The 22,485-nt window shown below is 55.4% G+C and carries 27 protein-coding genes; 23 read left to right on the forward strand and 4 right to left on the reverse strand.

Annotated features, from left to right (window positions below):
• Nucleotides 1-243 precede the first annotated feature (243 nt).
• The 7 genes from DW724_RS11055 (at nt 244) to DW724_RS11085 (ending at nt 4,530) form a co-directional block, all read left to right on the forward strand.
• Nucleotides 244-489 (forward strand): hypothetical protein, encoded by a 246-nt coding sequence (locus DW724_RS11055; protein ID WP_118761510.1) that lies wholly within the window; start codon nt 244-246, stop codon nt 487-489.
• A gap of 157 nt (nt 490-646) precedes the next feature.
• Nucleotides 647-1,117 carry a VOC family protein gene (locus DW724_RS11060; RefSeq protein ID WP_117490698.1) on the forward strand — a complete coding sequence of 157 codons (471 nt, stop codon included), beginning with the start codon at nt 647-649 and terminating at the stop codon, nt 1,115-1,117.
• 2 nt (nt 1,118-1,119) lie between these two features.
• Nucleotides 1,120-1,842 carry an alpha/beta fold hydrolase gene (locus tag DW724_RS11065; RefSeq protein ID WP_158580291.1) on the forward strand — a complete coding sequence of 241 codons (723 nt, stop codon included), beginning with the start codon at nt 1,120-1,122 and terminating at the stop codon, nt 1,840-1,842.
• 5 nt (nt 1,843-1,847) lie between these two features.
• Complete coding sequence (locus tag DW724_RS11070; RefSeq protein WP_117750890.1) at nt 1,848-3,014, forward strand: aminotransferase class I/II-fold pyridoxal phosphate-dependent enzyme; 1,167 nt, start codon at nt 1,848-1,850, stop codon at nt 3,012-3,014.
• Nucleotides 3,015-3,023: 9 nt separating this feature from the next.
• Complete coding sequence (locus tag DW724_RS11075) at nt 3,024-3,407, forward strand: VOC family protein (RefSeq protein WP_110436655.1); 384 nt, start codon at nt 3,024-3,026, stop codon at nt 3,405-3,407.
• A gap of 12 nt (nt 3,408-3,419) precedes the next feature.
• The gene (locus DW724_RS11080) at nt 3,420-4,175 is read left to right on the forward strand and encodes an exodeoxyribonuclease III (protein ID WP_118761512.1); all 756 of its coding nucleotides are present in this window, start codon (nt 3,420-3,422) and stop codon (nt 4,173-4,175) included.
• Nucleotides 4,168-4,530 (forward strand): CPCC family cysteine-rich protein, encoded by a 363-nt coding sequence (locus DW724_RS11085; RefSeq protein WP_118761513.1) that lies wholly within the window; start codon nt 4,168-4,170, stop codon nt 4,528-4,530. Before DW724_RS11080 ends, DW724_RS11085 begins: the two co-directional genes overlap by 8 nt.
• 53 nt (nt 4,531-4,583) lie before the next feature.
• Here the strand turns inward: DW724_RS11085 and DW724_RS11090 are convergent, their stop codons facing one another.
• A complete protein-coding gene (locus DW724_RS11090) occupies nt 4,584-4,874 on the reverse strand; it encodes a hypothetical protein (protein WP_147358655.1) in 291 nt (96 codons plus the stop codon).
• A gap of 118 nt (nt 4,875-4,992) precedes the next feature.
• Between DW724_RS11090 and DW724_RS11095 the strand changes: the two genes are divergently transcribed.
• The 14 genes from DW724_RS11095 (at nt 4,993) to DW724_RS11160 (ending at nt 15,992) form a co-directional block, all read left to right on the forward strand.
• Entirely contained in the window at nt 4,993-6,138 is a 1,146-nt protein-coding gene (locus DW724_RS11095) for a D-alanyl-D-alanine carboxypeptidase family protein (RefSeq protein WP_118761515.1), read from the forward strand.
• Nucleotides 6,139-6,285: 147 nt separating this feature from the next.
• The gene (locus DW724_RS11100; protein ID WP_117490610.1) at nt 6,286-6,696 is read left to right on the forward strand and encodes a hypothetical protein; all 411 of its coding nucleotides are present in this window, start codon (nt 6,286-6,288) and stop codon (nt 6,694-6,696) included.
• Between the two features lie 342 nt (nt 6,697-7,038).
• Nucleotides 7,039-7,296: an AtpZ/AtpI family protein gene (locus tag DW724_RS11105; protein ID WP_158557226.1), complete on the forward strand. Its 258-nt coding sequence runs from the start codon at nt 7,039-7,041 to the stop codon at nt 7,294-7,296.
• A gap of 5 nt (nt 7,297-7,301) precedes the next feature.
• Nucleotides 7,302-7,676 (forward strand): ATP synthase subunit I, encoded by a 375-nt coding sequence (locus tag DW724_RS11110; RefSeq protein ID WP_110436662.1) that lies wholly within the window; start codon nt 7,302-7,304, stop codon nt 7,674-7,676.
• A 4-nt stretch (nt 7,677-7,680) separates the two neighbouring features.
• Nucleotides 7,681-8,403, forward strand: coding sequence for a F0F1 ATP synthase subunit A (locus tag DW724_RS11115; RefSeq protein WP_242988059.1), 723 nt, complete (start codon nt 7,681-7,683; stop codon nt 8,401-8,403).
• Between the two features lie 54 nt (nt 8,404-8,457).
• Nucleotides 8,458-8,715, forward strand: coding sequence for an ATP synthase F0 subunit C (atpE, locus tag DW724_RS11120; RefSeq protein WP_110436663.1), 258 nt, complete (start codon nt 8,458-8,460; stop codon nt 8,713-8,715).
• 245 nt (nt 8,716-8,960) lie between these two features.
• Nucleotides 8,961-9,464 (forward strand): F0F1 ATP synthase subunit B, encoded by a 504-nt coding sequence (atpF, locus tag DW724_RS11125; RefSeq protein ID WP_118761516.1) that lies wholly within the window; start codon nt 8,961-8,963, stop codon nt 9,462-9,464.
• A gap of 6 nt (nt 9,465-9,470) precedes the next feature.
• Entirely contained in the window at nt 9,471-10,019 is a 549-nt protein-coding gene (gene atpH, locus DW724_RS11130; RefSeq protein ID WP_118761517.1) for an ATP synthase F1 subunit delta, read from the forward strand.
• Between the two features lie 5 nt (nt 10,020-10,024).
• Nucleotides 10,025-11,530, forward strand: a complete 1,506-nt coding sequence (gene atpA / locus DW724_RS11135; RefSeq protein WP_118359612.1) for a F0F1 ATP synthase subunit alpha — start codon at nt 10,025-10,027, stop codon at nt 11,528-11,530.
• Between the two features lie 21 nt (nt 11,531-11,551).
• Complete coding sequence (gene atpG / locus DW724_RS11140) at nt 11,552-12,415, forward strand: ATP synthase F1 subunit gamma (RefSeq protein WP_118761518.1); 864 nt, start codon at nt 11,552-11,554, stop codon at nt 12,413-12,415.
• Between the two features lie 99 nt (nt 12,416-12,514).
• Nucleotides 12,515-13,912 (forward strand): F0F1 ATP synthase subunit beta, encoded by a 1,398-nt coding sequence (gene atpD / locus DW724_RS11145; RefSeq protein WP_117750882.1) that lies wholly within the window; start codon nt 12,515-12,517, stop codon nt 13,910-13,912.
• Nucleotide 13,913: 1 nt separating this feature from the next.
• Nucleotides 13,914-14,315 (forward strand): ATP synthase F1 subunit epsilon, encoded by a 402-nt coding sequence (gene atpC, locus DW724_RS11150; protein ID WP_118359608.1) that lies wholly within the window; start codon nt 13,914-13,916, stop codon nt 14,313-14,315.
• A 162-nt stretch (nt 14,316-14,477) separates the two neighbouring features.
• Nucleotides 14,478-15,188, forward strand: coding sequence for a YoaK family protein (locus tag DW724_RS11155; RefSeq protein WP_118761519.1), 711 nt, complete (start codon nt 14,478-14,480; stop codon nt 15,186-15,188).
• A 3-nt stretch (nt 15,189-15,191) separates the two neighbouring features.
• The gene (locus DW724_RS11160) at nt 15,192-15,992 is read left to right on the forward strand and encodes a Cof-type HAD-IIB family hydrolase (RefSeq protein ID WP_110436671.1); all 801 of its coding nucleotides are present in this window, start codon (nt 15,192-15,194) and stop codon (nt 15,990-15,992) included.
• Between the two features lie 135 nt (nt 15,993-16,127).
• Here DW724_RS11160 and DW724_RS11165 read toward each other — a convergent pair whose 3' ends face one another.
• The 3 genes from DW724_RS11165 to iolE form a co-directional block, all read right to left on the reverse strand.
• Nucleotides 16,128-17,144 carry a Gfo/Idh/MocA family oxidoreductase gene (locus DW724_RS11165; protein WP_116705252.1) on the reverse strand — a complete coding sequence of 339 codons (1,017 nt, stop codon included), beginning with the start codon at nt 17,142-17,144 and terminating at the stop codon, nt 16,128-16,130.
• Nucleotides 17,145-17,194: 50 nt separating this feature from the next.
• The gene (locus DW724_RS11170) at nt 17,195-18,190 is read right to left on the reverse strand and encodes a sugar ABC transporter substrate-binding protein (protein ID WP_116705253.1); all 996 of its coding nucleotides are present in this window, start codon (nt 18,188-18,190) and stop codon (nt 17,195-17,197) included.
• 125 nt (nt 18,191-18,315) lie between these two features.
• Complete coding sequence (gene iolE / locus DW724_RS11175) at nt 18,316-19,215, reverse strand: myo-inosose-2 dehydratase (RefSeq protein WP_110436673.1); 900 nt, start codon at nt 19,213-19,215, stop codon at nt 18,316-18,318.
• Nucleotides 19,216-19,760: 545 nt separating this feature from the next.
• Here iolE and DW724_RS11180 point away from each other — a divergent pair.
• Complete coding sequence (locus DW724_RS11180; protein ID WP_118761520.1) at nt 19,761-20,678, forward strand: helix-turn-helix transcriptional regulator; 918 nt, start codon at nt 19,761-19,763, stop codon at nt 20,676-20,678.
• A gap of 163 nt (nt 20,679-20,841) precedes the next feature.
• Nucleotides 20,842-22,401, forward strand: coding sequence for an oligosaccharide flippase family protein (locus tag DW724_RS11185; protein WP_158580293.1), 1,560 nt, complete (start codon nt 20,842-20,844; stop codon nt 22,399-22,401).
• Nucleotides 22,402-22,485 lie beyond the last annotated feature (84 nt).

Here is a 22,485-nt window from a genome sequence, read left to right on the forward strand (position 1 = left end):
TAATCAGTGGGTCCACGGTTCGAGCCCGTGATGGTGTACCACGAAACCCGAGTTTTTTAACGAAAGCTCGGGTTTTTGTTATGTCTCAATTTAATTTTACACCGTTGCCTCTCTTTTTCTCGCGCCTGTTTATTAAAAGCAGTAATCCGGCTGTCGTATGACGATTGACAAGCCGCACTCTCCGGGGTATGATAAGCACAAGGCAGGATAACCATTTACGGAATTGCACAGGGAGGGAATGCAATGCTGTTCAAAACAGAGCTTACCGAAGTTTTCACCATGGCGGAGATGGACAAAATCATTAAGACACTCAGCACGAAAGGCATAGATGCGGCCACGAAAACTATCGATCTGATGAGCGGCGGACTGTTCGAAAACCGGCGTTCGTCCGGCACGTTCGGCATGAATGCCGAGGCGAGCGTCGTTTACAAAATCTACGTTAAACGTGCGGATTTGGAGTTTGCAAAGAGCGTTCTTGCGACAATCTGATCGCAAAGAAGGGAATGAAGTAAAATTCATTCCCTTTTTCTATGCCTACTTTACCGATTCATCAAAATGTGATAAAATAGAAGCCAAACAGAAAATTTAGTTTCTATTCCGAGCGGATTTTCCGCTTTTGGTTTGGGTTGATGGAGGCTGCACTATGATAAAGTTCCGAATGCCGCTGCTGGCGGTGCGTGATGTGGAGATTTCAAAGAAATTTTACCATGATCTGTTCGATCAGGAGGTTGTGCTGGATTTAGGCGGAAACGTGACGTTTTCCGGCGGCTTTTCCGTTCAGCAGGATTTTGACAGGCTGACCGGCGTGCCCAAATCCACGATCCTGCACCAGTCGCACAACATGGAGCTTTACTTTGAAGTGGACGACTTTGACGCGTTCACGGAAAAGCTGCGCAGACACCTGGACGTGGAACTGGTGCATCCGCCGATGACGCATGCGTGGCAGCAGCGTGTGGTGCGCCTGTACGACCCGGACTGGCACATGATCGAGGTCGGTGAGTCCATGGAGCACATCGCACTTCGCCTGCTGGACGAGGGCCGTTCCGTGGAGGAGACCGCCGCGCTCATCCATCACCCGACTGATTTTGTGGAGCAATGCAGAAAGGGTTTGAAATAGATATGTTCGGTTATGAACCGGAATTCGTCGTGTGCGGCGATGCCCGGATTGCTTATTACGATGTCGGCCGAGGAAAGCCGCTTGTGCTGCTGCACGGCAACGGCGAGGACAGCTCGTACTGGAACGCCCAGATACCCGAGCTGACCCGCTTTTACCGCGTTATTGCGGTGGACAGCCGCGGGCACGGCGCCTCCGGGAGCGGCGGGCACGGCCTGTCGTTTGAAATGATGGCGGAGGATCTCAAAACCGTGCTGGACACGCTCGGCGTGAAAAAAGCGCACTTCCTCGGCTTTTCGGACGGTGGCAATCTGGCGATCAAATTCGCACTGACCTGGCCGGAATATATAGATAAACTCATCCTCAACGGCGCAAATGTGGAGATGTTTAACGGCGTTAAACCGCAGGTGCAGCTGCCCATTATGGCAGGCTACGGTGTTGCTGCGGCGCTGAGCCGTTTCAGTAAAAAGGCGGCGCGCCGAAGGGATGTGCTCGGACTGATGGTGCACCCGTACGGGGTGACGATGAACGATTTGGAGCGGCTGACCATGCCGACCCTCATCATCGTCGGTGAGCACGATTCAATACGCGGAAAGCAGACAAAGGAGATGGCCTCGCACATTCCCCACTGTGAAGTGGAGGTTTTCCGCGACGGCGACCACTTTGTTGCAGCAAAGCAGCCGTCCCGCTTCAACCGGACGGTTATAGAATTTTTACTTGGGAGATAATCAGCATGAAATTCATCAAAGCGGGAGAAATCGCAGACAGCAATATTTTCAACAAGCTCGACGAGCGCAAGAAGTCGCTCCTCGAAGGCGGCATGGACGTCATCAATCTGTCCATCGGCACGCCGGATTTTCAGCCGGGAAAGCATGTGATGGAGGCCGTCAGCCGCGCTGCACTCGACCCAGATATGTACAAGTATTCGCTGAATGAAACGCGCGAGCTGCTCGACGCCGTAGAAAACTGGTACAAGCGCCGCTATGACGTCACGCTTGCCGACGACGAGATCATGGCTGTGTGCGGCTCGCAGGAGGGCATTGCACACGTTGGCTTTGCCTTCGCCGGCCCGAACGACCTGATCCTTGCACCGGACCCGGGCTACCCGATCTTCTCGTTCGGCCCGATGATGACCGGCGCAACGGTCGGTCTGTACCCGCTGTACGCCGAGAAAAACTGGCAGCTGGACTTTAACGACATCCCGGAGGACGTGGCAGAGCGTGCAAAGGCGATCGTTGTTTCCTATCCGAACAACCCGACCACTGCCGTTGCCGACCGTAAGTTCTACGAAAAGCTGGTCCTCTGGGCGCGTGAGCACAATATCATTGTTCTGCACGACAACGCGTATTCCGACATTATGCTGAATGGGGAAAAGGGTCTGTCCTTCCTGTCCATTCCGGGTGCGAAGGAGGTCGGCATTGAGTTCAACTCGCTGTCCAAGACCTACAACCTGACCGGCATGCGCGTGTCCTTTGCACTCGGCAACCGCGAGGTTATCAGCCGTTTCCGCGCGTTCCGCTCGCAGATCGACTACGGCATGTTCTACCCGATCATGGCGGGGGCGGCTGCCGCGCTCAACGGTCCGCAGGATGTGGTAGAGAGCAACCGCACCGGCTACATGGCGCGCCGCGACGCACTGTGCGGCGGTCTGCGCTCGATCGGCTGGAACGTGCCGGATGCACAGGGCACCATGTTCGTCTGGGCGAAGATTCCGGAGCGCTTTGCGTCCTCGGTAGACTTCGCCATTGAGCTGATGGAAAAGACCGGCGTTATCGTGGTTCCGGGCAGCGCTTTCGGTGCGCAGGGCGAGGGCTACGTCCGCATGGCGCTTGTCGTTCCGCCCGAGCGCATGGCAGAGGCGGTTCGCCGCATTGACGAGAGCGGTATTGTAAAGGAGTGAGTTTCTGTTATGCAGATCGACCATATTGCACTGTACACGCGTGATTTAGAGCGTCTGTGTGAATTTTATACCAAATATTTTGACGGTACGGCGGGCAAGCTGTATCAGAATGAGGAGACCGGCACGCAGGCGTGCTTTGTGTCCTTTGCCGACGGCGCACGGCTTGAAATTGTGACCCGTCCGCAGTTTGAGGACGCCGAGCACTCGCGTCTGTGGACCGGCTGGGCGCATACGTCGTTCAAGGCGGGCACTCGCGAGAACGTGGACGCGCTGACCGAGCAGATGCGCTCGGAGGGCTATGAGATCACGGATGGCCCTGTCGTCGGCAAGGATGGCTGCTACGGCAGTTTTGTGCTCGACCCGGACGGCAATACCGTCCGCATCGTAGCGTAAAGGAGAACGCAAATGAAGCTGATCTCATGGAATGTAAACGGACTGCGTGCGTGCATGGGCAAGGGTTTCCTTGATTTTGTCGCCGCTGAGCAGCCGGATATGCTGTGCCTGCAGGAGACCAAGATGCAGCCGGGACAGGCTGATGTGCCGCTCGAGGGCGGCTACCGCGAATACTGGAACTCGGCAGAGAAGAAGGGATACTCCGGCGTGGCGCTGTTCACCAAAACCGAGCCGCAGAGCGTCACCTATGGTCTTGGCATTGAGGAGCACGACCACGAGGGCCGTGTCATCACCGCCGACTACGGCGAATTCTACCTCGTTACCGTGTATACGCCCAACTCGCAGAATGAACTCAAGCGTCTGGATTACCGCATGACGTGGGAGGATGCCTTCCGCGAGTATCTGGTAAAGCTGGATGCGGAGAAGCCGGTCATCGTGTGCGGTGATATGAATGTCGCGCATGAGGAAATTGACCTCAAGAACCCCAAGACCAACCGCAGGAACGCAGGCTTCACCGACGAGGAGCGCGGCAAGATGACCGAACTGCTCGCCGCAGGCTTTACGGATACGTTCCGCCATTTTAACCCCACGCTCGAGGGCGTGTATTCGTGGTGGAGCTACCGTTTCCACGCCAGAGAGAAGAACGCAGGCTGGCGTATCGACTATTTCCTCGTGTCCAATCGCTTTGCCCAGCGGGTCAAGGACGCGCGTATCCTGACCGACGTGTTCGGTTCGGATCATTGTCCGGTGCTGATCGAAATTGAATAAGGACGAGTATGCCTTTCTGCCGGAGGCGTTTTTCGACGGCGTGCAGGAGCAGGAGGACGAGGAAGAACTTGACCCGTACTTCCGGCCGGATGCCGTATCCGGGGAGGACGAGCCGGACGGCCTTGACTGGATGCCGGAAACACCGACCGAGCCGTGTCCGTGCTGCGGCGCAGAGATCCCCGAGAATCCTTCCTGGGGGTATATCTGCCCCATGTGCGGCTGGGAGATTGATTACGATGTCGAAGGCGAGCCGGATAAGCCGAGCGACCAGAATCATGGGCTGTCGCTTACCGAGGCACGGTGGAACTTTCATTCGTTCGGTACGGTCGCACCGTGGAAGGTAATGGAGAATTGAAGATGGAGAATGGAGAATGAACTCGATAGGAGAGCATTCTCCATTTTTTTTATTCAGAGAAATAAATTCACTCTCTCCATCAGAACCGTCAAATCAGGATCAGTCAGTCGTTTTCCATTCTCCATTCTCAAGTTTGTTCTGCTTTGCTGTTCTCTACTGTAATATCTACTCTTCTCTGCTCTGGTCTGCTCTACTGTACTGTACTGTTCTCTGCTCTTCTGTACTCTTCTCTGCTCTGTGGATTTTCCGTACGATAAATCCCGTTCACTGTGTACTTTCTCGCCAAGAAATAGCGATTTCTCGCCAAGAAATCCGGAACGCTGGAAGAACACACCAGATTCCACCAATTGCTAACTCCTAATTCCTAATTACTAATTAAGGAAACCTCCTCACTCCTAACTCCTGCCTGACTGCATAATCTATCCGTCCGGCACATAGCCTGTCATAAAGGGGTGAACAGAAGTGAAGAAGATAATCTGTACCGCTTTACTCAGCGGTATGCTTACGGTGCAGGCGGCGGCGCTGCCCGAAATGGGCGCGCTCTACGCGAAATCGGCGGCGCTGTATGCGGCAAACGGGCAGGAGCTTTACGTCTATAACGCCGACGAGCAGCTGCAGCCTGCGTCGGTGACAAAGATCATGACCATGCTGCTGGCGATGGAGGCGCTCGAGCGCGGCGAGGTGACACTGGACACCATGATAACCGGCAGTGAGTACGCCTGCTCGATGGGCGGCACGCAGATCTGGCTGGAGCCGGGCGAGCAGCTGACACTGGATGAGATGCTCAAGGCGATTGCGGTCGGTTCAGCGAATGACTGTGCGGTTGCGGTGGCGGAGCATCTGGCGGGCACAGAGGCCGCCTTTGTCGAGCGGATGAACACGCGCGCACGCGAACTCGGCTGCACGAACACAACGTTCGTCAACGCCAACGGACTGGACGGCGAAGGTCAAAAGACGCTGACCTCGGCACGCGATCTTGCGCTTATCTCCTGTGAGCTGCTGCGCCACCCGAAGATACTCGACTATACCGGCATCTGGATGGACACTGTGCGCGGCGGCAAATTCGGTCTGGCGAACACGAACAAGATGCTCAAAAGCTATCAGGGTCTGACTGGACTCAAAACCGGCTACATCCGCGAGGCCGGCTTCTGCATTTCTGCAAGTGCCGAGCGGGATGGACTGAGCCTTGTGGCGGTCGTGATGGCGGCGCCCACCAAGGAGAACCGCACAGCGGATGCGACCGCGCTGCTCAACTACGGCTTTGCCAACTTCACGGCATACACGCCTGCGGCGGAGGATTTGGAACCCATTCCGGTGACGCTCGGCACCGCGGAGACCGTGCAGCCGGTGCTCGAGGGCAGCGACACGGTCGTCATCGAAAAGGCGAGAGCAGAGGATATGCAGACCACATTCGACCTGCCGGAGACACTTGCCGCGCCGATACAGGCCGGTCAGCAGTTGGGCGAAATGACGGTATCCGCCGGCGGAGAGACGGTTTTGACCGTTCCCATCATCGCCCAAGCCGGTGTGGACGCGCTCGGACTGTCCGGGCTGCTTATTTCCTTTGTGCGCGGCCTTGCAGGAAATGTTGTAAAAGATGCAAAATAACGTCAAAATCCGGCGTTTTCCGAACAGAATTGGGAAGGGTGAGAAATTTACCATACAAAATGACGGAAAGTTTGCAATTCGGACTTGTGATTTTGGCTAAACTATGGTACACTAATAGCAACCTCAAAGGTTGGGAGGATAAAAACTATGGTAAAACTTATTATTGGCGGTACCGGTTCCGGTAAGACCAAGGAGCTTATTGATCAGGTCAACGCTGCAGTAAAAGAAGAAAAGGGCAGTGTCGTTTGCATTTCCCGCGGCAACAAGCTGACTTTCGATATCTCGCATGACGCACGTCTGATCGACGCAGCGGATTATCCGGTTAGCGACATCGCAAGCCTGCTCGGCTTTGTCGGCGGTCTGCATGCCGGCAACTACGATATCACCCGTGTCTTCATCGACGGTCTGTACAAGATCATCGGCGGCAAGGACGCAGCCAAGGCTGAGGAGTTCCTCACCGCTCTGGACGCATTCTCTTCCAAGCATAGCGTAAACTTCACCGTTTCGCTCAGCGAGGAGCCGGAGTCTGCTACCGAAGACATGAAGCGTTTCCTGTAATCCTTAAACGGAAATACATATCGCAAGCACAAAAAAGCAACGATGAAAGTCGTTGCTTTTTTCTTTTGCCCGCAGCCGTGCTGGTAAGAAAAAACAATGGGGAATGCTGCGTCTTTTTCCCTTTGTGATAAAAAAGACAATCTGGCATTTTGTATATACTTAATAAGAATAATTTATGCAGAATGTATGATACGACACAAAGTCACAAAAAATATTTAGCTTTTCTGAGCAAAAGTATTTTACTTTTTGGGCAAGTTGTTTATAATAAGTAATATAGCGTGCCGAGAGAGCACGCTGCATTTTGTACAATGTTGCTATGGCGTTCATGAAGGGGGAATGCGATTGCAAAGAGGGAAAGAAGGCTTTAGTGTGCTGCGCTACCTGATCTATTTTTCTCAGGTAGGCTTCACAGTGATCACACCGCCGGTGCTTTGCTGCTTCGGAGCGATATGGCTCCGCAACCGGTTCGGTTGGGGCAACGGTGTGGTGATTATCGGAATCCTGCTCGGTATCGCGGTTGCAGCCTGCAGCCTGCGTGACTTTCTGCGATTTACCGAGCGCAAAGCCAGAGAAAGCGCAGAGAAAGAAAAGGAGCTGTGACGGAAATGCACATCGTTTATGAGGAAACGAAGCGCATGCTGCGCGGCATGCTCCCGCTGGCGCTGGTGACCTTCGGTGTGTTCGCTCTTTGCGGACAGGGCATCGCTCGGTCCGGCGCAAGCGTTCTGCTCGGTACGGCGTTCGCGCTGCTGCTGTTCTACATGATCGGCAGGAGCACGGTAAGGGCAACCGCCTTTCCACCGGCACAGGGCATTCGCATTACGCGGCGCGGCTATGTAGTTCGCTACATGCTCACGGCGGTGTTCGTGATCGCGGCGATCAAGCTGCCGTATCTGAACGCAGCTGCAGCGGTCATTCCGCTGTTTTTCACCAAGGCGCTGCTCCTCTGGCGCCACGCAGTTCAGCGGAAAGGAGGTTAAACGGTTGAACGTCGAAATAAACGGTCCTAAAATACTGGGTTATTTGTTCGGCAATACCAATCTGCCGATCACGGAGACCATGAGAAACTCATGGATCATCATGGCGTTTATCCTGTTCCTGTGTATCTTTTTAACACACCGCATGCAGAAGATCCCCAAAGGCAAGCAGGCACTGGCCGAAAAGGCGGTGCTGATGATCGACGGTCTGGTCGAAAGCACGATGGGAGAAGGCTGTCAGGCTTTCTCGCCGTACATTATGACGCTGATGATGAGCTCGCTGTTCGGTTCACTGGCCAGCCTGTTCTGGATGCGCTCTACCACGGCAGACCTGAACACCACGCTCGGCTGGGCGCTCATCACGTTCGTGCTGATCACGTTCAATAAGATCAAGTACGGCGGCATCAAGGGCTACCTCAAAGGTTTCCTCGAGCCGATCTTCGTTATGGCGCCGCTCAACGTGCTCAGCGAGATCGCAACGCCGGTCTCCATGTCGTTCCGTCACTTCGGCAACATGGCAGGCGGCCTTGTCATCACTACGCTGATCATGGGCGCGCTCAAGGTGCTGTCTAATGCGGTATTGGGTTTCCTGCCCGATAATATCGCGCTGCTGCAGATCGGTCTGCCCGGTGTGCTGTCGCTGTATTTTGACTGCTTCACGGCCTGCATGCAGGCGTTCATCTTCAGTATGCTCACCATGGCTTATGTGGGTGACGCAAGAAACAGCTGACGTGAAGAAAAAACAAATTCCAATTTCGTTATCTGAATTAGGAGGAAGAAAAGTATGGATCCCAAAGCATTCGTAGCAGGTATGTCCGCTCTTGGTGCAGGTATGGCAATGATCGCCGGCCTTGGCCCTGGTATCGGCGAGGGTTATGCCGCCGGTCAGGCGTGCTCCGCAATCGGCCGTCAGCCGGAGGCACAGGGCGATATCACCCGTACCATGATCCTTGGTATCGCAATGGCCGAGTCCACCGGTATTTACGCGCTGGTTATCGCGCTGATCCTGCTGTTTGCCAATCCGTTCGTTGGCCAGTTTTAATTGGAAGTGGCAATGCCCAAACTGTCTGCGGCGCTTTGCGGAAAAATTGCGCGGGAACTTCGTTGCGGCACCTTGCAATACACAAAGTATTGCTGCGGCACCGCGCCTCGCTCGCACACAATTTTATCTCGCAAATCGCTCTTGCCAGTCAGGTCATTGACACTTCTCAGACCGCTCTGTTTCAAGAGGGTGGTTGAGAATTAAAAGACGAAACGGATTCTTCCGTTTGGGAAGGAGGTAAACCAGTGACAGAAGCATTATATGAAGCGTTCGTCAGCATCGGCTGGTGGAACATCCTCGTGACGATGTGCAACACGCTCATTACGTTCCTGATCATCAAGAAGTTTCTGTACAAGCCGGTGCGCAAGATGCTCGCTGCCCGCAGCGAGGAGGTACAGTCCATGTACGCCACCGCCGAGAAGGCGCAGAGCGAGGCCGAGCAGATGCGCAGCGAATACACCGAGCGTCTGTCCAAGGCGAAGGAGGAGGCTGCCGAGATCGTCGGCTCCGCTACCCGCCGTGCGGCAGAGCGCAGCGATGAGATCCTGCGCGAGTCCTCGCAGCAGGCATCCGCTATGGTCAAGAAGGCCGAGCGCGTCATCGAGCAGGAGCGCATCAAGGCGCACAAGGAACTCAAGGATGAGGTTGCGGATCTGTCCGTGATGATCGCCTCCAAGATCGTGGAGCGCGATGTAAAGCCGGAGGATCACGAACGCTTTATCGAAGACTTTATTGACAAGGTGGGGTGAGCAAACATGGCGGATATGGTAAGCGAGCGCTACGCACTGAGCCTTTACGAGGTCGCGCAGGACGAGAAGCAGGAAAAGCTGTATCTCGATCAGCTGACCGAGGTGTGTGCGGCGTTTGACAGCGAACCGGATTTCCTCAAAATGCTCACAACGCCCTCTATCGCGGCGGAGGACAAACGGAATGTCCTGAAAGCCGTGTTCGAGGGACGTATCGAGCCTTTTCTGCTCAATTTCCTGATGCTTGTAACGGATAAGAACCGCATCGGTCTCATCCACGAGATGTGTCAGGCATATAAGGAGCAGTATTATTTTGAAAACGGCATCGTAGAGGTGCTGGCGGTCACGGCGGTGCCGATGAGTGCGGCGCTGACCGACAGGCTGCGCGGCAAGATGGAACAGGTTACGGGTAAAAAGGTAGAGCTGAAATGCTCGGTCGATCCGAGTATTATGGGCGGCATCGTTGTTAAGGTGAACAACGAGCAGTTCGATACCAGCCTGCGCACCCGTCTGGAAGAGCTTGCAGCACGGTTGACCGGTACACAGGAAAGCAGGTGATTTTTATGGAATTGCGCTCCGAAGAGATCAGCAGCATTATCAAGGAGCAGATCACGCATTATCAGAGCCAGATCAAGCTGACCGACGTGGGCACGGTTGTTACCGTCGGTGACGGTATCGCGCATATCCATGGCCTTGAAAACTGCATGGCAGGCGAGCTGCTCGAATTCCCGGGCGGCGTGCAGGGCATGGCGCAGAACCTCGAGGAAGAGCTGGTCGGCGCGGTTATCCTCGGCTCGGATCAGAACATCCGCGAGGGTGACACGGTAAAGCGCACCAAGCGAATCGTAGAGGTCCCGGTCGGCGAAGCGATGCTGGGCCGCGTTGTTGACGCACTCGGCAAGCCGATCGACGGCAAGGGCGCTATCGAAACCAAGGAAAGCCGTCCGATCGAAATGCCCGCACCGGGCATCATCGAGCGTGCACCCGTTAATGTGCCGCTCCAGACCGGTATCAAGGCAATCGACTCCATGATCCCGATCGGCCGCGGTCAGCGTGAGCTGATCATCGGTGACCGTCAGACCGGCAAGACCGCGATCTGTCTGGACACCATCATCAATCAGAAGGGCACCGGCGTTATTTGTATCTATGTAGCAATCGGTCAGAAGCGTTCGACCGTTGCACAGGTTGCAGAAACGCTCGCGGCCAACGGCGCGATGGACTATACCTGCATCGTAGCCGCAACCGCATCCGAGTCTGCACCGCTGCAGTACATTGCACCGTACGCGGGCTGCTCGATCGGTGAATTCTTTATGCACAAGGGCAAGGACGTTCTGGTCATTTATGACGATCTGTCCAAGCACGCGGTAGCTTACCGTGCACTTTCCCTTCTGCTTCACCGTCCGCCAGGACGTGAGGCGTACCCCGGCGACGTATTCTATCTGCACTCCCGTCTGCTCGAGCGTGCAGCGAACATCCAGAACGGCGGCAGCCTGACCGCACTCCCGATCATCGAGACGCAGGCAGGCGACGTTTCGGCGTATATCCCGACCAACGTAATCTCCATTACCGACGGTCAGATCTTCCTTGAGACCGAGCTGTTCAACTCCGGTATCCGTCCGGCGGTAAACCCGGGTATTTCGGTATCCCGCGTCGGCGGCAACGCGCAGATCAAGGCGATGAAGAAGGTTGCCGGTACGCTCAAGCTGGCGTACTCGCAGTTCCGTGAGCTGCAGGCGTTCTCGCAGTTCGGCTCCGACTTGGATGCGGATACTAAGAAGCGTCTGGAACAGGGCGCGCGCATCGTAGAGGTGCTCAAGCAGCCGCAGAACAGCCCGATTCCGGTCGAAAAGCAGGTTATCATCATCTATGCCGTTGTTTCGGGCGCACTGCTCGATATTCCGGCAAACCAGATCGGCGAGTTCGAGAAGGAGCTGTTCTCCTTCGTGGACAGCGTTTACGGCGACATTCCGGAGTCCATCCGCACCACCGGCAAGCTGGAGGACGATGTGAAGGAAAAGCTGACAAAGGCAATCGAGGAATGCAAGAGTAAGTTCCTTTCCGAGCACTAATGTGAAAGGGAGGGACTGAAAATGGCTTCCGGAAATATGAAGGACATCAAGCGCCGTATCAAATCGGTGCAGTCCACCATGCAGATCACCAAGGCGATGGAGCTGGTTGCGTCCTCTAAAATGCGCCGCGCGAAGGAGCGTGCTCTCGGGGCCCGTCCGTACTTTAACGCGCTGTATCAGACCATCACCCGCCTTGCGGGCGCGACCCGCGGCAGCGAGTCGGTGTATACCAAGCCGCGTGAGGTCAAGAACAGCCTGTACATCGTCATCGCGGGCGACCGCGGACTGGCAGGCGGCTACAACGCCAACCTGTTCAAGCTCGCCGCTGCCGAGATGCAGGGCAAGCAGGCACAGGTCATCACCATCGGCAAAAAGGCGCAGGAGCATTACGCAAAGCGTCCGGTAACGGTGGCGGCGGACTATCCCGGCATTGCCGAGACCATGCGCATCAGTGATACGCATCCCATCGTGGAGGATATGCTGAAGCTGTTCCGCGAGGGCAGGGTGGACGAGGTTTTCCTGTGCTACACGGAGTTTATCTCTCCTCTGCAGCAGGAGCCGAAGTGCCTCAAGCTGCTGCCCGCGCACTTTGACGCGGCAGACAAGCAGCCGGCAGGCGCCCATGTTCTGACCGAATACGATCCCTCGCCGGAGAGCGTGTTTGATGCAGTCATTCCGGAGTATCTGTACGGCGTGCTGTACGGCGCGGTAGTGGAAAGCTATTGCTCCGAGCAGTCGGCGCGCCGCATGGCAATGGAGGCTGCGTCGGATAACGCGGGCGAGATGATCGAAAATCTGAATCTGTCCTACAACCGTGCGCGTCAGGCAGCGATCACGCAGGAAATTACGGAGATCGTAGCCGGCTCGGGCGAGGTAGGAGCTTAATCGAGAGTGGAGATAGAAGAGTGGAGAGCGGAGATACCTCTCGTCTCTTCACTCTGAACTCTGCACTCTTCACTCTTTTCACAAAAGGGAGTTTTGCCAATGAGTGAGCAGAATATTGGCACCGTTGTCCAGATCACCGGACCGGTGCTTGACATTAAATTTGCCGCTGACGCGCTTCCGAAGCTGCTGAATGCTATTACGATCGACAACCACGGTCAGATCATCACGGTCGAGGTTGCGCAGCACATCGGTCAGGATACCGTGCGCTGCATCGCAATGGAATCCACCGACGGCTTGGTGCGCGGCATGAAGGCAGTCGATACCGGCAGCCCGATCACGGTGCCGGTAGGCGACAAGAACCTCGGACGTATCTTCAACCTGCTCGGTCAGCCGGTGGACAACAAGCCGGCGGTCGAGGGCGAGGAGCGCTGGCCGATCCATCGTCCGGCACCGTCCTACGAGGAGCAGCAGTCCACGACCGAGATCCTCGAAACCGGCATCAAGGTCGTTGACCTGATCGCGCCGTTCGCCAAGGGCGGCAAGATCGGTCTGTTCGGCGGCGCAGGCGTCGGCAAGACCGTTATCATCATGGAGCTGATCAACAACATCGCAAAGCAGCACGGCGGTATTTCGGTATTCACCGGTGTCGGCGAGCGTACCCGTGAGGGCAACGACCTGTACAACGAGATGCAGGAATCCGGCGTTATCAACAAGACTGCGCTGGTTTACGGCCAGATGAACGAGCCTCCCGGAGCGCGTATGCGCGTTGCACTTTCCGGTCTGACTATGGCGGAGTATTTCCGCGATGTCGAGGGTCAGGATGTGCTGTTGTTCATCGACAACATCTTCCGCTTCACGCAGGCCGGTTCGGAGGTTTCCGCGTTGCTCGGCCGTATGCCGTCTGCCGTAGGCTATCAGCCGACGCTGGCAACCGAGATGGGCGCGCTGCAGGAGCGAATCACCTCGACGAAGAAGGGCTCGATCACGTCCGTACAGGCTGTTTATGTGCCTGCCGATGACCTGACCGACCCGGCTCCGGCTACCACGTTCTCGCATCTGGATGCAAAGGTCGTTCTGTCGCGTGATATCGCATCCATGGGTATTTACCCGGCGGTTGATCCGCTGGATTCGTCCTCGCGTATCCTGTCGGCGGACGTTGTCGGCAAGGAGCATTACGAGGTTGCCCGTGCGGTGCAGTCCATTCTGCAGAAGTACAAGGATCTGCAGGATATCATCGCCATCCTCGGCATGGATGAGCTGTCCGACGAGGACAAGCTGACCGTTGCCCGTGCCCGTAAGATCCAGAACTTCCTCTCGCAGCCGTTCCATGTTGCAGAGCAGTTCACCGGTATGGCGGGCAAGTATGTGCCGGTCGCTGAGACCATCCGCGGCTTCAAGGAGATTCTTGAGGGCAAGCATGACGATCTGCCTGAGTCGGCGTTCCTGTTTGCTGGCACGATCGACGAGGTAGTGGAGAAGGCTAAGAAGGGGGCATAATATGGCTACCTTTCATCTCAAGGTGCTCACGGTCGATAAGCAGTTTTTTGACGGTGAAGTGGACCGTATCGTGGTTCGCACCTCACAGGGCGATGTCGGCATCCTGCCGAACCATGTGCCGTATGTTGCGGCGCTCGGCACCGGCGGCCTGACCATTATCCGGAACGGCGAACGCCGTGTAGCGGCGGTTTCGGGTGGTTTTGTGGATGTTTCGGCAGAGCAGACGGTCGTGCTGGCGCGTACCTGCGAGTGGGCCGACGAAATCGACGTGGCCCGTGCCCGTGAGGCCGCAGACCGTGCGAAAGCGATTCTGCAGAAAAAGACCGGCGACCGTGAAATGGATATCGCACAGGGCAAGCTGAAAAAGGCGGTAAACCGTATTCGCATCGCGGAGAGCAAATGATACAATTTCCTGCAGAGGAATTGTATCAGCATTACTGAATAATTCGGCATATTGACCGAATATAAATCCCTCGATTTGATTGAATCGGGGGATTTTTTGTGCTATAATAGCCGCTGGAAGACAAAGAAAAGTTCTCTGTCGAAGTGAAATGGGGGAATTTCCATGAAACGAGCGCACGGGCAGATGTCGGAATCGCTGCGGCTGGGCGCACTGCTGGCTATGGCCGGCGGCTTTTTTGACGCATATACCTATCTCTGCCGCGGCAAGGTGTTCGCCAACGCGCAGACCGGCAATATTGTCCTGTTCGGCGCGAATATTGCCGAGGGCAACTGGCTGCGGGCAGCCGAGTATCTCTTACCGATTCTGGCGTTCGCACTGGGCGTTGTGGCGGCGGAGATTGTCAAGCGGCGGTACAAAAAACGCCAGAGCGACATCAACATTCACTGGAGACAGATTGTCGTGCTGGTCGAGATCGTGCTGCTGACCGCAGCGGCTTTTATGCCGCAGACGCTGAATACCACGGTCAACATTATGATCTCATTCATCTGCGCGATGCAGGTCGAGTCGTTCCGCAAGGTGCGCGGCAGCGCATTTGCAACCACGATGTGTACAGGCAACCTGCGTTCGGGCACCGAGCAGCTTGTGATCTGGGCACAGACCGGCGACCGGAACGCGATCCGCAAAACGCGCAACTATTACGCAATCATCCTGTTTTTCATCCTCGGCGGTGCGATTGGCGCACTGACGACCGCGAGAATTGGCGAAAAAGCGCTGCTGCTGACCTGTATCCCGCTGAGTCTGGTCTTTGCAATCATGTTTGTCGAGGAAGAACATACGCTCGAGGCGGAGGAGACCGCCGGAAAGGAACGGTAAATCATGTCGATCAAACTGATCGCCGCAGATATGGACGGCACGCTGCTGTCCAGCCGTAAGCAGCTGCCCAAGGGCTTTTTCCCGCTGGTGCGCACGCTGAAAAAGATAGGCGTACGCTTCGCACCTGCATCCGGACGGCAGTATTACAACCTGTACGAGCAGTTCGGTGAGATAGCGGACGAGCTGATGTACATCAGCGAAAACGGCGGCATGGTGTGCGACGGACGCGAAATCGTGTCGTTCGAGGCCATGCCGCAGCAGCTGGTGTGCGCGGCTGTGGAGCTGGCGCGCGGCCTGCCGAATGTGCACGCAATCGCGTCCATGCGGGACGGCGCAGCCTACGAGGACGACGATCCGGTGTTCGTGGAGAACATGGCGATGTATTACGCGCGGCGCAAAAAGGTGCCTGATCTGCTTGAAGCCGTGCAGCAGGAGCCGGTGTGCAAGGTGGCGCTTTTCTGCAAAAATGCGGCGGAAACCAACGTGCTGCCGTACTATCGGCAGATGTTTGACGATAAGCTGCAGGTGGCGCTCTCCGGCGCGGACTGGGTGGATTTGATGCGTCTGGGTTTGAGCAAGGGCGTGGCCGTAGGCGTTATGTGCGATAATCTGCACATCACACCCGCGCAGTGCATGGCGTTCGGCGATTATCTGAACGATGTGGAGCTTCTGCGCTCGGTGGGCGAGTCCTACGCGATGGCGAATGCACATGAGCGGCTCAAGAAGGTCGCAAAGCATGTTTGTCCATCCAATGATGAGGACGGCGTGTGCCGCACGATCCGCAGCGTATTAGCGGTGGAATAAAAGGCGAAACCCGGGAATCGAAGGATTCCCGGGTTTCTTTTTGAATTAGGCTGTATTTGTATTCTGTTTGGAGACTTGAATATAAATAAGAGAGAATAAATTGAATGTGGAATAAGAATGCGGTTTCGAGAACGATTATTCGAGGGTCAGCTTCTTGTCGGTCAGGAAGGACTCCTTGCAGCGGAAGGCGATCTTGGTAGACTGGGTGCCGTCGATCACGCCCGGAGTTGCCTTGCGGCCGGTTGCTACGCAGTCGCAGAATTCCTCAATCTCAGTGATGTATGCATCGTGCCAACGGGTGATGAAGTCCTGATAGCACTCGCGGCATACGCCGTGCTGGCTCATAACCTCTACGAGAGAGTCGGTCGGAACGGATGCGATACGCAGGGTGCCGCGGGTACCAACGATTTCGGTCTCAACATGAGAGCCGTGAGCTGCTGCACGACCGGCAAAGAAGAATGCCATAGCGTCGTTTTCCATCTTCATCAGGCCGGAAACGTTATCGCCGTCGTCCCAGTCCTTGTACTGCTTGAACTCATAGCAGCCACCGGTTGCCCACAGTTCCTTGACCTCGGAGCCGGTCAGCCAGCGAATCAGGTCGAAGTCGTGAATGGACATATCGATGAACTGACCGCCGGAGCGCGGAGCGTACTCCAGGGTGCCCTCGATGATGGAGATCGGGTCCTGCGAGTAGCAGCGAACCAGAATAACATCACCGATGTCGCCGTTCTCCATCTTCTTCTTAGCTACCTGATAGGAGTGGTCATAGCGGCGCATGAAGCCCAGCATAAAGGTCAGCTCCGGGTGAGCGGCGATGATGGCCTCGGCCTCCTTGCACTTTTCAACCGTGTCAGCCAGCGGCTTTTCGCAGAAAACGTGCTTGCCTGCGTCCATCGCAATCTTGATCATCTCAACGTGAGAAGCGGTGTTGGTGATGATGGCAACGGCCTCAACGTTCGGGTCAGCGCACAGATCCTTCGGGTCGTTGTAAACGGCGGTTACGCCCAGTTCTTCAGCGACCTGCTTTGCGCGGTCGAAGTTTGCGTCTGCGATAGCTACCAGCTCGGAGCCCGGAACGCGGTTTGCAATGTTGCAGGCGTGCTCATAACCCAGACGGCCTACACCGATGATACCAATCTTCAGTTTTTTCATAATCATCGATCTCCTTTGAAAAATATAGTGAATGTGAATAGAATTATAGATTAACCCAACAGCTTGTTCAGATAATCCAGACGCTCCTGTGCATTGTCCTTCGTCAGGATGCTTGCATCTACGGAAATGACTTCGTCGACCTTTTCGCCGTTTGCAGCGGCAACAGCAGCCTCTACAGCCTTGTAGCCGAGGTCGTAGCAGTTATAGGAAACGGAAAGCGTTTCGCCGCCCTGCAGCAGAGAATCGCAGGCAGACTTGGTGCCGTCAAAGCCGACAAAGACCGTGTTGGCATAAGCTGGATGGCTCTCTGCTGCGCGGGCAGCGGCCATGGCCATGTCGTCGTTGTTGCAGACAATCATCGCAATGCCTTCTGGATGGTTCTGGATAATCGCTTCCATCGAGTTGGCGGCCTTATCCGCCACAGCATCCGCGTACTGAATTTCGTTATCCAGAAAGGTGCCGCCTGCATTGGTGATACCGGTGCGATAGCCGTTTAGACGTGCGGTTGCGGTGTTGTCGCCCTGTACACCCGAGATGGCGATTGCCTTCAGTTCGGTCCAGCCGGCCTCTTTGGCGGCCTTTACAGCGGCTTCGCCGCCGAATTCGGCCGCATTTTCCTGATCGAGACCTACGAAGGAGAGAATCTCCGGTGCATCAATGCGGGTGTCCAGATTGATGATCGGCTTGGTCTGTCCCTTGATCAGAGTAGCTGCAACATCGGACTGCAGCGGTGCGATAACATAAGCATCGTAAGCACCGGAGTTCAGGTCGGTTTCGATGATATTCTGCTGCTCATCGTAAGCAGTTTCCGAAGTAGCACCCTTGACATCGACCTTTACATTGGAATTTTCGGTTCCGTAGGCTTCGGCACCGGCAACAACATAGCGCCAGTACTCAGAAGCCGTGGTTTTCAGAATTACGCTGATAGAAAGATTCTTGCTACCATCGGCAGAATCTCCGGAAGAAGAGGGGGTGTTGCTGCCGCTGCATGCTGCGAGGCTGAATAACATGGTGCCAGTCAGAACGGTTGCCAGTAACTTTTGCATAAGAGTACTTTTCCTTTCTTTTTCCGAGTTTCCTTCTTTTGAACCGGTATTCTTGTAAACCGATAAGAAGACATCCGTATTCAGTTGTCAGCTTAACAGTTTGGGATCGTGTGCAAAACGGCGGATTAGAGTCCGGTGTGCTCCTTGACATACGCGCGGGCCATGCGGGCGTACTCGAGCGGATTTGCGATAGCCGGATCCTGCTCAGCCTCTACGACCAGCCAGCCCTCGTAGTTGTACTCGTCGAGCAGCTTGAATACGGTCGGGAAGTCTACGCAGCCTTCCGGATCGCCGGGAACGGTGAATACGCCTTCCGGAATCGAACGGAGGAAACTCTTGTTCTCAGCGTAGCACTTGTCCATTGCAGGCTTGCGGACATTTTTGAGATGGACATGGCCGATGCGGTCGTGGTGCTTCTTGAGAATTTCGATCGGGTCCTCGCCGGAGAAGGTGAGATGACCGGTATCGTAAATCATGCTGACGTACTTCGGGTCGGTCATAGCGAGCATACGGTCGATTTCGTCGGTCTTCTGCACGGTAGTCGTCATGTGATGATGGTACACGATCTTCATGCCGCTGTCATAAGCGATCTTGCCGAGGTGATCCAGACCCTTGGTCAGTACCTCCCACTCATCGTCGTTCAGCACCTTCTTGTTGGAAAGCGGAGTGTTCCACTGATGCTGAATGGAGAACGACTGATCGGATGTGTTGATAATCGTAGCGCCGATCGACTTCAGGAAGTTCATGTGGTCAACGAACGCACGCTCGTTCTGCCACATCGGCAGTTCATTTAAGTAGGTGCTGATCCAGCCGGTGATGGCGGAAATACCGCGGCGGCCAAACTCCTTATTCAGAATCGCCGGATCACGCGGGAACTGGCAGCCGATCTCGGTGCCAACATAACCGGTCAGAGCGATTTCACTGATCGTCTGCAGGAAGCTGTTTTCAGCACCCATCTCCGGCATGTCGTCCTCGGTCCATGCAATAGGAGCGATACCGATTTTAACCTTTTTGGGATCTAACATAATGCTTCGTCCTTTCGTTCTTGTTGTATCTCACAACTGAGCTGTGAGATTCTTTCTTCTCTTTGTGCTTATAGTTTAGCAGATATGGCGAACGGTTTCTTTTAGATTCTTGGCTTGATTCAAAAAACGGAAACTTTTTTTCGGACACCCGAAAATCCCATATATATAATATATTAGAGGTAAAAGCGGCGGTAAAAATGCACAGTATTTTTTCGGAGCGGGTTTGAGGCCGTGCGCCTGTTTTTATAAATCCTGCTTTTTGCCGGTCGGAGACCGGCGAATCGGCAGGTTTGCGAAAGCTGAAAAACCGCAGAGAAACATACGGAAGATTCTCGGTCGGATATGCTATACTATAAATAAGCGAGAACAAAAAACAAGAATCTGCAAATAGCAAGAATTTATAATTATTCTCAGCCCGACCGCAAAAAAGCACGATATACGGCGGTCTGCAAAAGCAAATATGTGCTAGCGCACAACGGACCCGTGTGCTATACTTTTATAAGAGTAAAATCACCGTCAGAGAAAGAGAGGAGCTGCAAAAAACTATGCCGAAGGCAAACCTGAACGTACAGTGCTTTGTAGAGAAGGAAGTTAAATCAATTTTTGAGGGGGAGAATCAGCCGAAGCTGCTTTACGTCAGTGAAATTCGACCGGATGCCAGTGCGCATCCGCGTGTCATGCATGCGCATGAGGATTTTGTCGAGCTGATTCTTATTTGCAGCGGTTCAAGTGAATACCTGATTCACGATAAAAAAGTCATCATCAAGCCGGGTGATCTGCTCGTATACAACGCAGGCGTGGTGCACGACGAGGTTTCCGGTCCGGATATGGAGGTCGGCAGCTACTGCATTGCCGTCGGCGGGCTGCATATGCCCGGTCTGCGCGAAAACGCACTCATTCCGGATGATGCGGGCTATGTATTCCCGACCGGCAAGTATTTCGCTGATCTGCACTGCCTGTTTGAAATGATGTTCCGCACCCTGTCGGCAGGCGAGCCGAATGCTGAGTTGTTCTGCAGTTCGCTGATGCACGCGCTGCTGATGTCGGTGCTGACGGTCACCGCCGGTTCTCACGCGGAGTCGGAAAAGCCGCTGGAGGAGCCGCACATTCTCGGCAGACGGATTAAGGAATATATTGACAAGCATTATATGGAGCCGATCACGCTGCAGAGCATGGGTGAGGCGCTGCACATCAGTCCGTATTACTTATCGCATGTTTTCAAGCAGATGAGCGGGTATTCGCCCGTGCAGTATCTGCTGCGCCGCCGCATCGGTGAAGCACAGACGCTGCTGATCACGACCGACCTGTCCATCACGCGTATCGCGGAGATGGTGGGATATGACACGCAGAGCTATTTCAATCTGCAGTTTACCAAAAACGTCGGCATGCCGCCGAATAAGTTCCGGCAGAATTATATTGTGTCCACCGGCATCGAGGAGAAGCCTAAGCGCAAACGCAAGTAAAAAATCCCTGTACAGAGTGAGAATTCTGTGCAGGGATTTTTTTATGAGGAAAACTGCGGAAAAGAAGCATTCTCGCGTACAGAGCAGGCGGTTTGCTGCGGGAGTTTTTGTACGCATATTCCATCCGAAATCCGCATAGAATTTCGTGAAATGGGGTCATGCTGTGCGGGTCAGAAAAGGAACGATTTTATACGCAGCAGGCGTGCTCGCGTGCGGAAATGTGCTGCTGCAGGTGCTCGGATTTGTCTATCGCGTGGTGCTCAGCCGCTTTGCGGGTGCGGAAGGTCTGGGCGTGTATCGGCTGGTCAATTCGGTGTATTTAGTATTGAATGCAGGCTGTCTGTCCGGCGTGACAACGGCGTGTTCGCGGCTGAGCGCGGCGTGCGAAGCAAGAGGGGAGAGCCATCGGTTAGGCGCAGTTTTGCGGTTGGCGTTCCGGGCCTTTTTTGCGCTGAGTGCGGCCTGCACCGCGGTGGTGCTGCTGTGCGGCGGCAGTATCGCAGCAAATCTGCTCGGTGACGGACGCTGTGCGCGCGCGTTTCCGTACATGCTGCTGTGTCTCGCACTCACTGGCGTGGAAAATATTTTTAAATCGCTGTTTATCGGACTGGAAAGGGTGCAGTACACAGCCTGCTCCGAGGTCGGTGAGCAGCTTATCCGCATATTCGCGGTCAGCTTTCTGCTGTACGAATATGGCAGCGGTGACTATGGCAGAATCGCCATGCTCATCTTTGCGGGCATGGTGTGCAGCGAAGTGTTCAGCGCACTTTTCCTCACGCGGCTGTTCCGACGAAATATGCGGCATATTCGCTTTACAAGGCCGGATAAGGAACTTTACGGCCAGTTTTTCGGCATTGCCGCGCCATTATCGGCCTCGGCGCTGATCGGGAATATGCTTGGCTCGGCAGGATCCGTTTTGCTGCCGCAAAGGCTGATGGCGGCCGGTCTGGACTATGAGCAGGCGCTGTCTGCGCTCGGCGTGATCTCGGGCATGGCCATGCCGCTGCTGCTGTTTCCGGTCGCGTTCGTCAGCTCGGTCTGCACGGCGCTGCTGCCCGCCGTTACGGCAGCGCAGGCGGTCGGTGAGCAGGCACGCGTGCGTGTTTTGACCGGCCGTGTCGTTACGACTGTGGGTCTCATCGGCATGCCGGCAACTGCTGTTCTCGTGCCGCTGGCACCGCAGCTGAGCGAGCTGTTTTTCCGCCAGCCACTCACCGGCGGCTACGCCGCGCTGCTCGGCGCGGCAGCCGTGGCGGCCTACTACCAGATGGCGACCGGCAGCCTGCTCAATGCGCTCGGTCTGCAAAGGTGGAACGTGGCAACCGCCATCTCTGCGGAGCTGTGCCAGCTTGCGCTGCTGTACCGCTGGTGCGCAAGGCCAACGCTCGGCATTTACGGCTACCTGCTTGCCATGTTTTTGACCGGAGCGAGCGCCGCTGCGGTCAACCTTGCCATCCTGCACCGGCGGACAGCGTTCCGCCTGAAACCCTTCCGGCGGTTCGGCGTGCCGCTGCTCTGCGGCGCTGCGGTTTTTCTGTGGACTCGCTTTTTCGCGCAGACGTTCGCCTGCCGGTTTGATAACACCGTGACCGCCCTCACGGCAGCACTCGTGTCGGCTATCATACTGTATTTGCTCGTGCTGAGGCTGCTCGGCATCCGTCTCGGGCGGTATCTGGCACATCGCATGGAAAATCCGGCAGTCCTTCCGGTATTCTTGTGGTAGGAAAATAGAGAAATGCTATCAGTGTGAAGGCGGAAAAGTGTCAGATATGTATGAGGCCGGCGCCTGCAAAATGCAGGCGCCGGC

Source organism: Butyricicoccus sp. AM27-36 (genome assembly GCF_003480945.1).
In the GTDB taxonomy this organism is placed as follows: Bacteria; Bacillota; Clostridia; order Oscillospirales; family Butyricicoccaceae; genus Agathobaculum; species Agathobaculum butyriciproducens.

Bases quoted from the DNA above. Each gene is read 5' to 3' on its own strand.
- atpE (WP_110436663.1), top strand. From the start codon at position 8,458: ATGGATCCCAAAGCATTCGTAGCAGGTATGTCCGCTCTTGGTGCAGGT.
- atpC (WP_118359608.1), top strand. From the start codon at position 13,914: ATGGCTACCTTTCATCTCAAGGTGCTCACGGTCGATAAGCAGTTTTTT.
- atpA (WP_118359612.1), top strand. From the start codon at position 10,025: ATGGAATTGCGCTCCGAAGAGATCAGCAGCATTATCAAGGAGCAGATC.
- atpG (WP_118761518.1), top strand. From the start codon at position 11,552: ATGGCTTCCGGAAATATGAAGGACATCAAGCGCCGTATCAAATCGGTG.
- DW724_RS11165 (WP_116705252.1), bottom strand. From the start codon at position 17,144: ATGAAAAAACTGAAGATTGGTATCATCGGTGTAGGCCGTCTGGGTTAT.
- atpD (WP_117750882.1), top strand. From the start codon at position 12,515: ATGAGTGAGCAGAATATTGGCACCGTTGTCCAGATCACCGGACCGGTG.
- DW724_RS11075 (WP_110436655.1), top strand. From the start codon at position 3,024: ATGCAGATCGACCATATTGCACTGTACACGCGTGATTTAGAGCGTCTG.
- DW724_RS11080 (WP_118761512.1), top strand. From the start codon at position 3,420: ATGAAGCTGATCTCATGGAATGTAAACGGACTGCGTGCGTGCATGGGC.
- DW724_RS11100 (WP_117490610.1), top strand. From the start codon at position 6,286: ATGGTAAAACTTATTATTGGCGGTACCGGTTCCGGTAAGACCAAGGAG.
- DW724_RS11170 (WP_116705253.1), bottom strand. From the start codon at position 18,190: ATGCAAAAGTTACTGGCAACCGTTCTGACTGGCACCATGTTATTCAGC.
- DW724_RS11110 (WP_110436662.1), top strand. From the start codon at position 7,302: ATGCACATCGTTTATGAGGAAACGAAGCGCATGCTGCGCGGCATGCTC.
- DW724_RS11160 (WP_110436671.1), top strand. From the start codon at position 15,192: ATGTCGATCAAACTGATCGCCGCAGATATGGACGGCACGCTGCTGTCC.
- DW724_RS11055 (WP_118761510.1), top strand. From the start codon at position 244: ATGCTGTTCAAAACAGAGCTTACCGAAGTTTTCACCATGGCGGAGATG.
- DW724_RS11070 (WP_117750890.1), top strand. From the start codon at position 1,848: ATGAAATTCATCAAAGCGGGAGAAATCGCAGACAGCAATATTTTCAAC.
- iolE (WP_110436673.1), bottom strand. From the start codon at position 19,215: ATGTTAGATCCCAAAAAGGTTAAAATCGGTATCGCTCCTATTGCATGG.
- DW724_RS11180 (WP_118761520.1), top strand. From the start codon at position 19,761: ATGCCGAAGGCAAACCTGAACGTACAGTGCTTTGTAGAGAAGGAAGTT.
- atpH (WP_118761517.1), top strand. From the start codon at position 9,471: ATGGCGGATATGGTAAGCGAGCGCTACGCACTGAGCCTTTACGAGGTC.
- DW724_RS11155 (WP_118761519.1), top strand. From the start codon at position 14,478: ATGAAACGAGCGCACGGGCAGATGTCGGAATCGCTGCGGCTGGGCGCA.
- DW724_RS11065 (WP_158580291.1), top strand. From the start codon at position 1,120: ATGTTCGGTTATGAACCGGAATTCGTCGTGTGCGGCGATGCCCGGATT.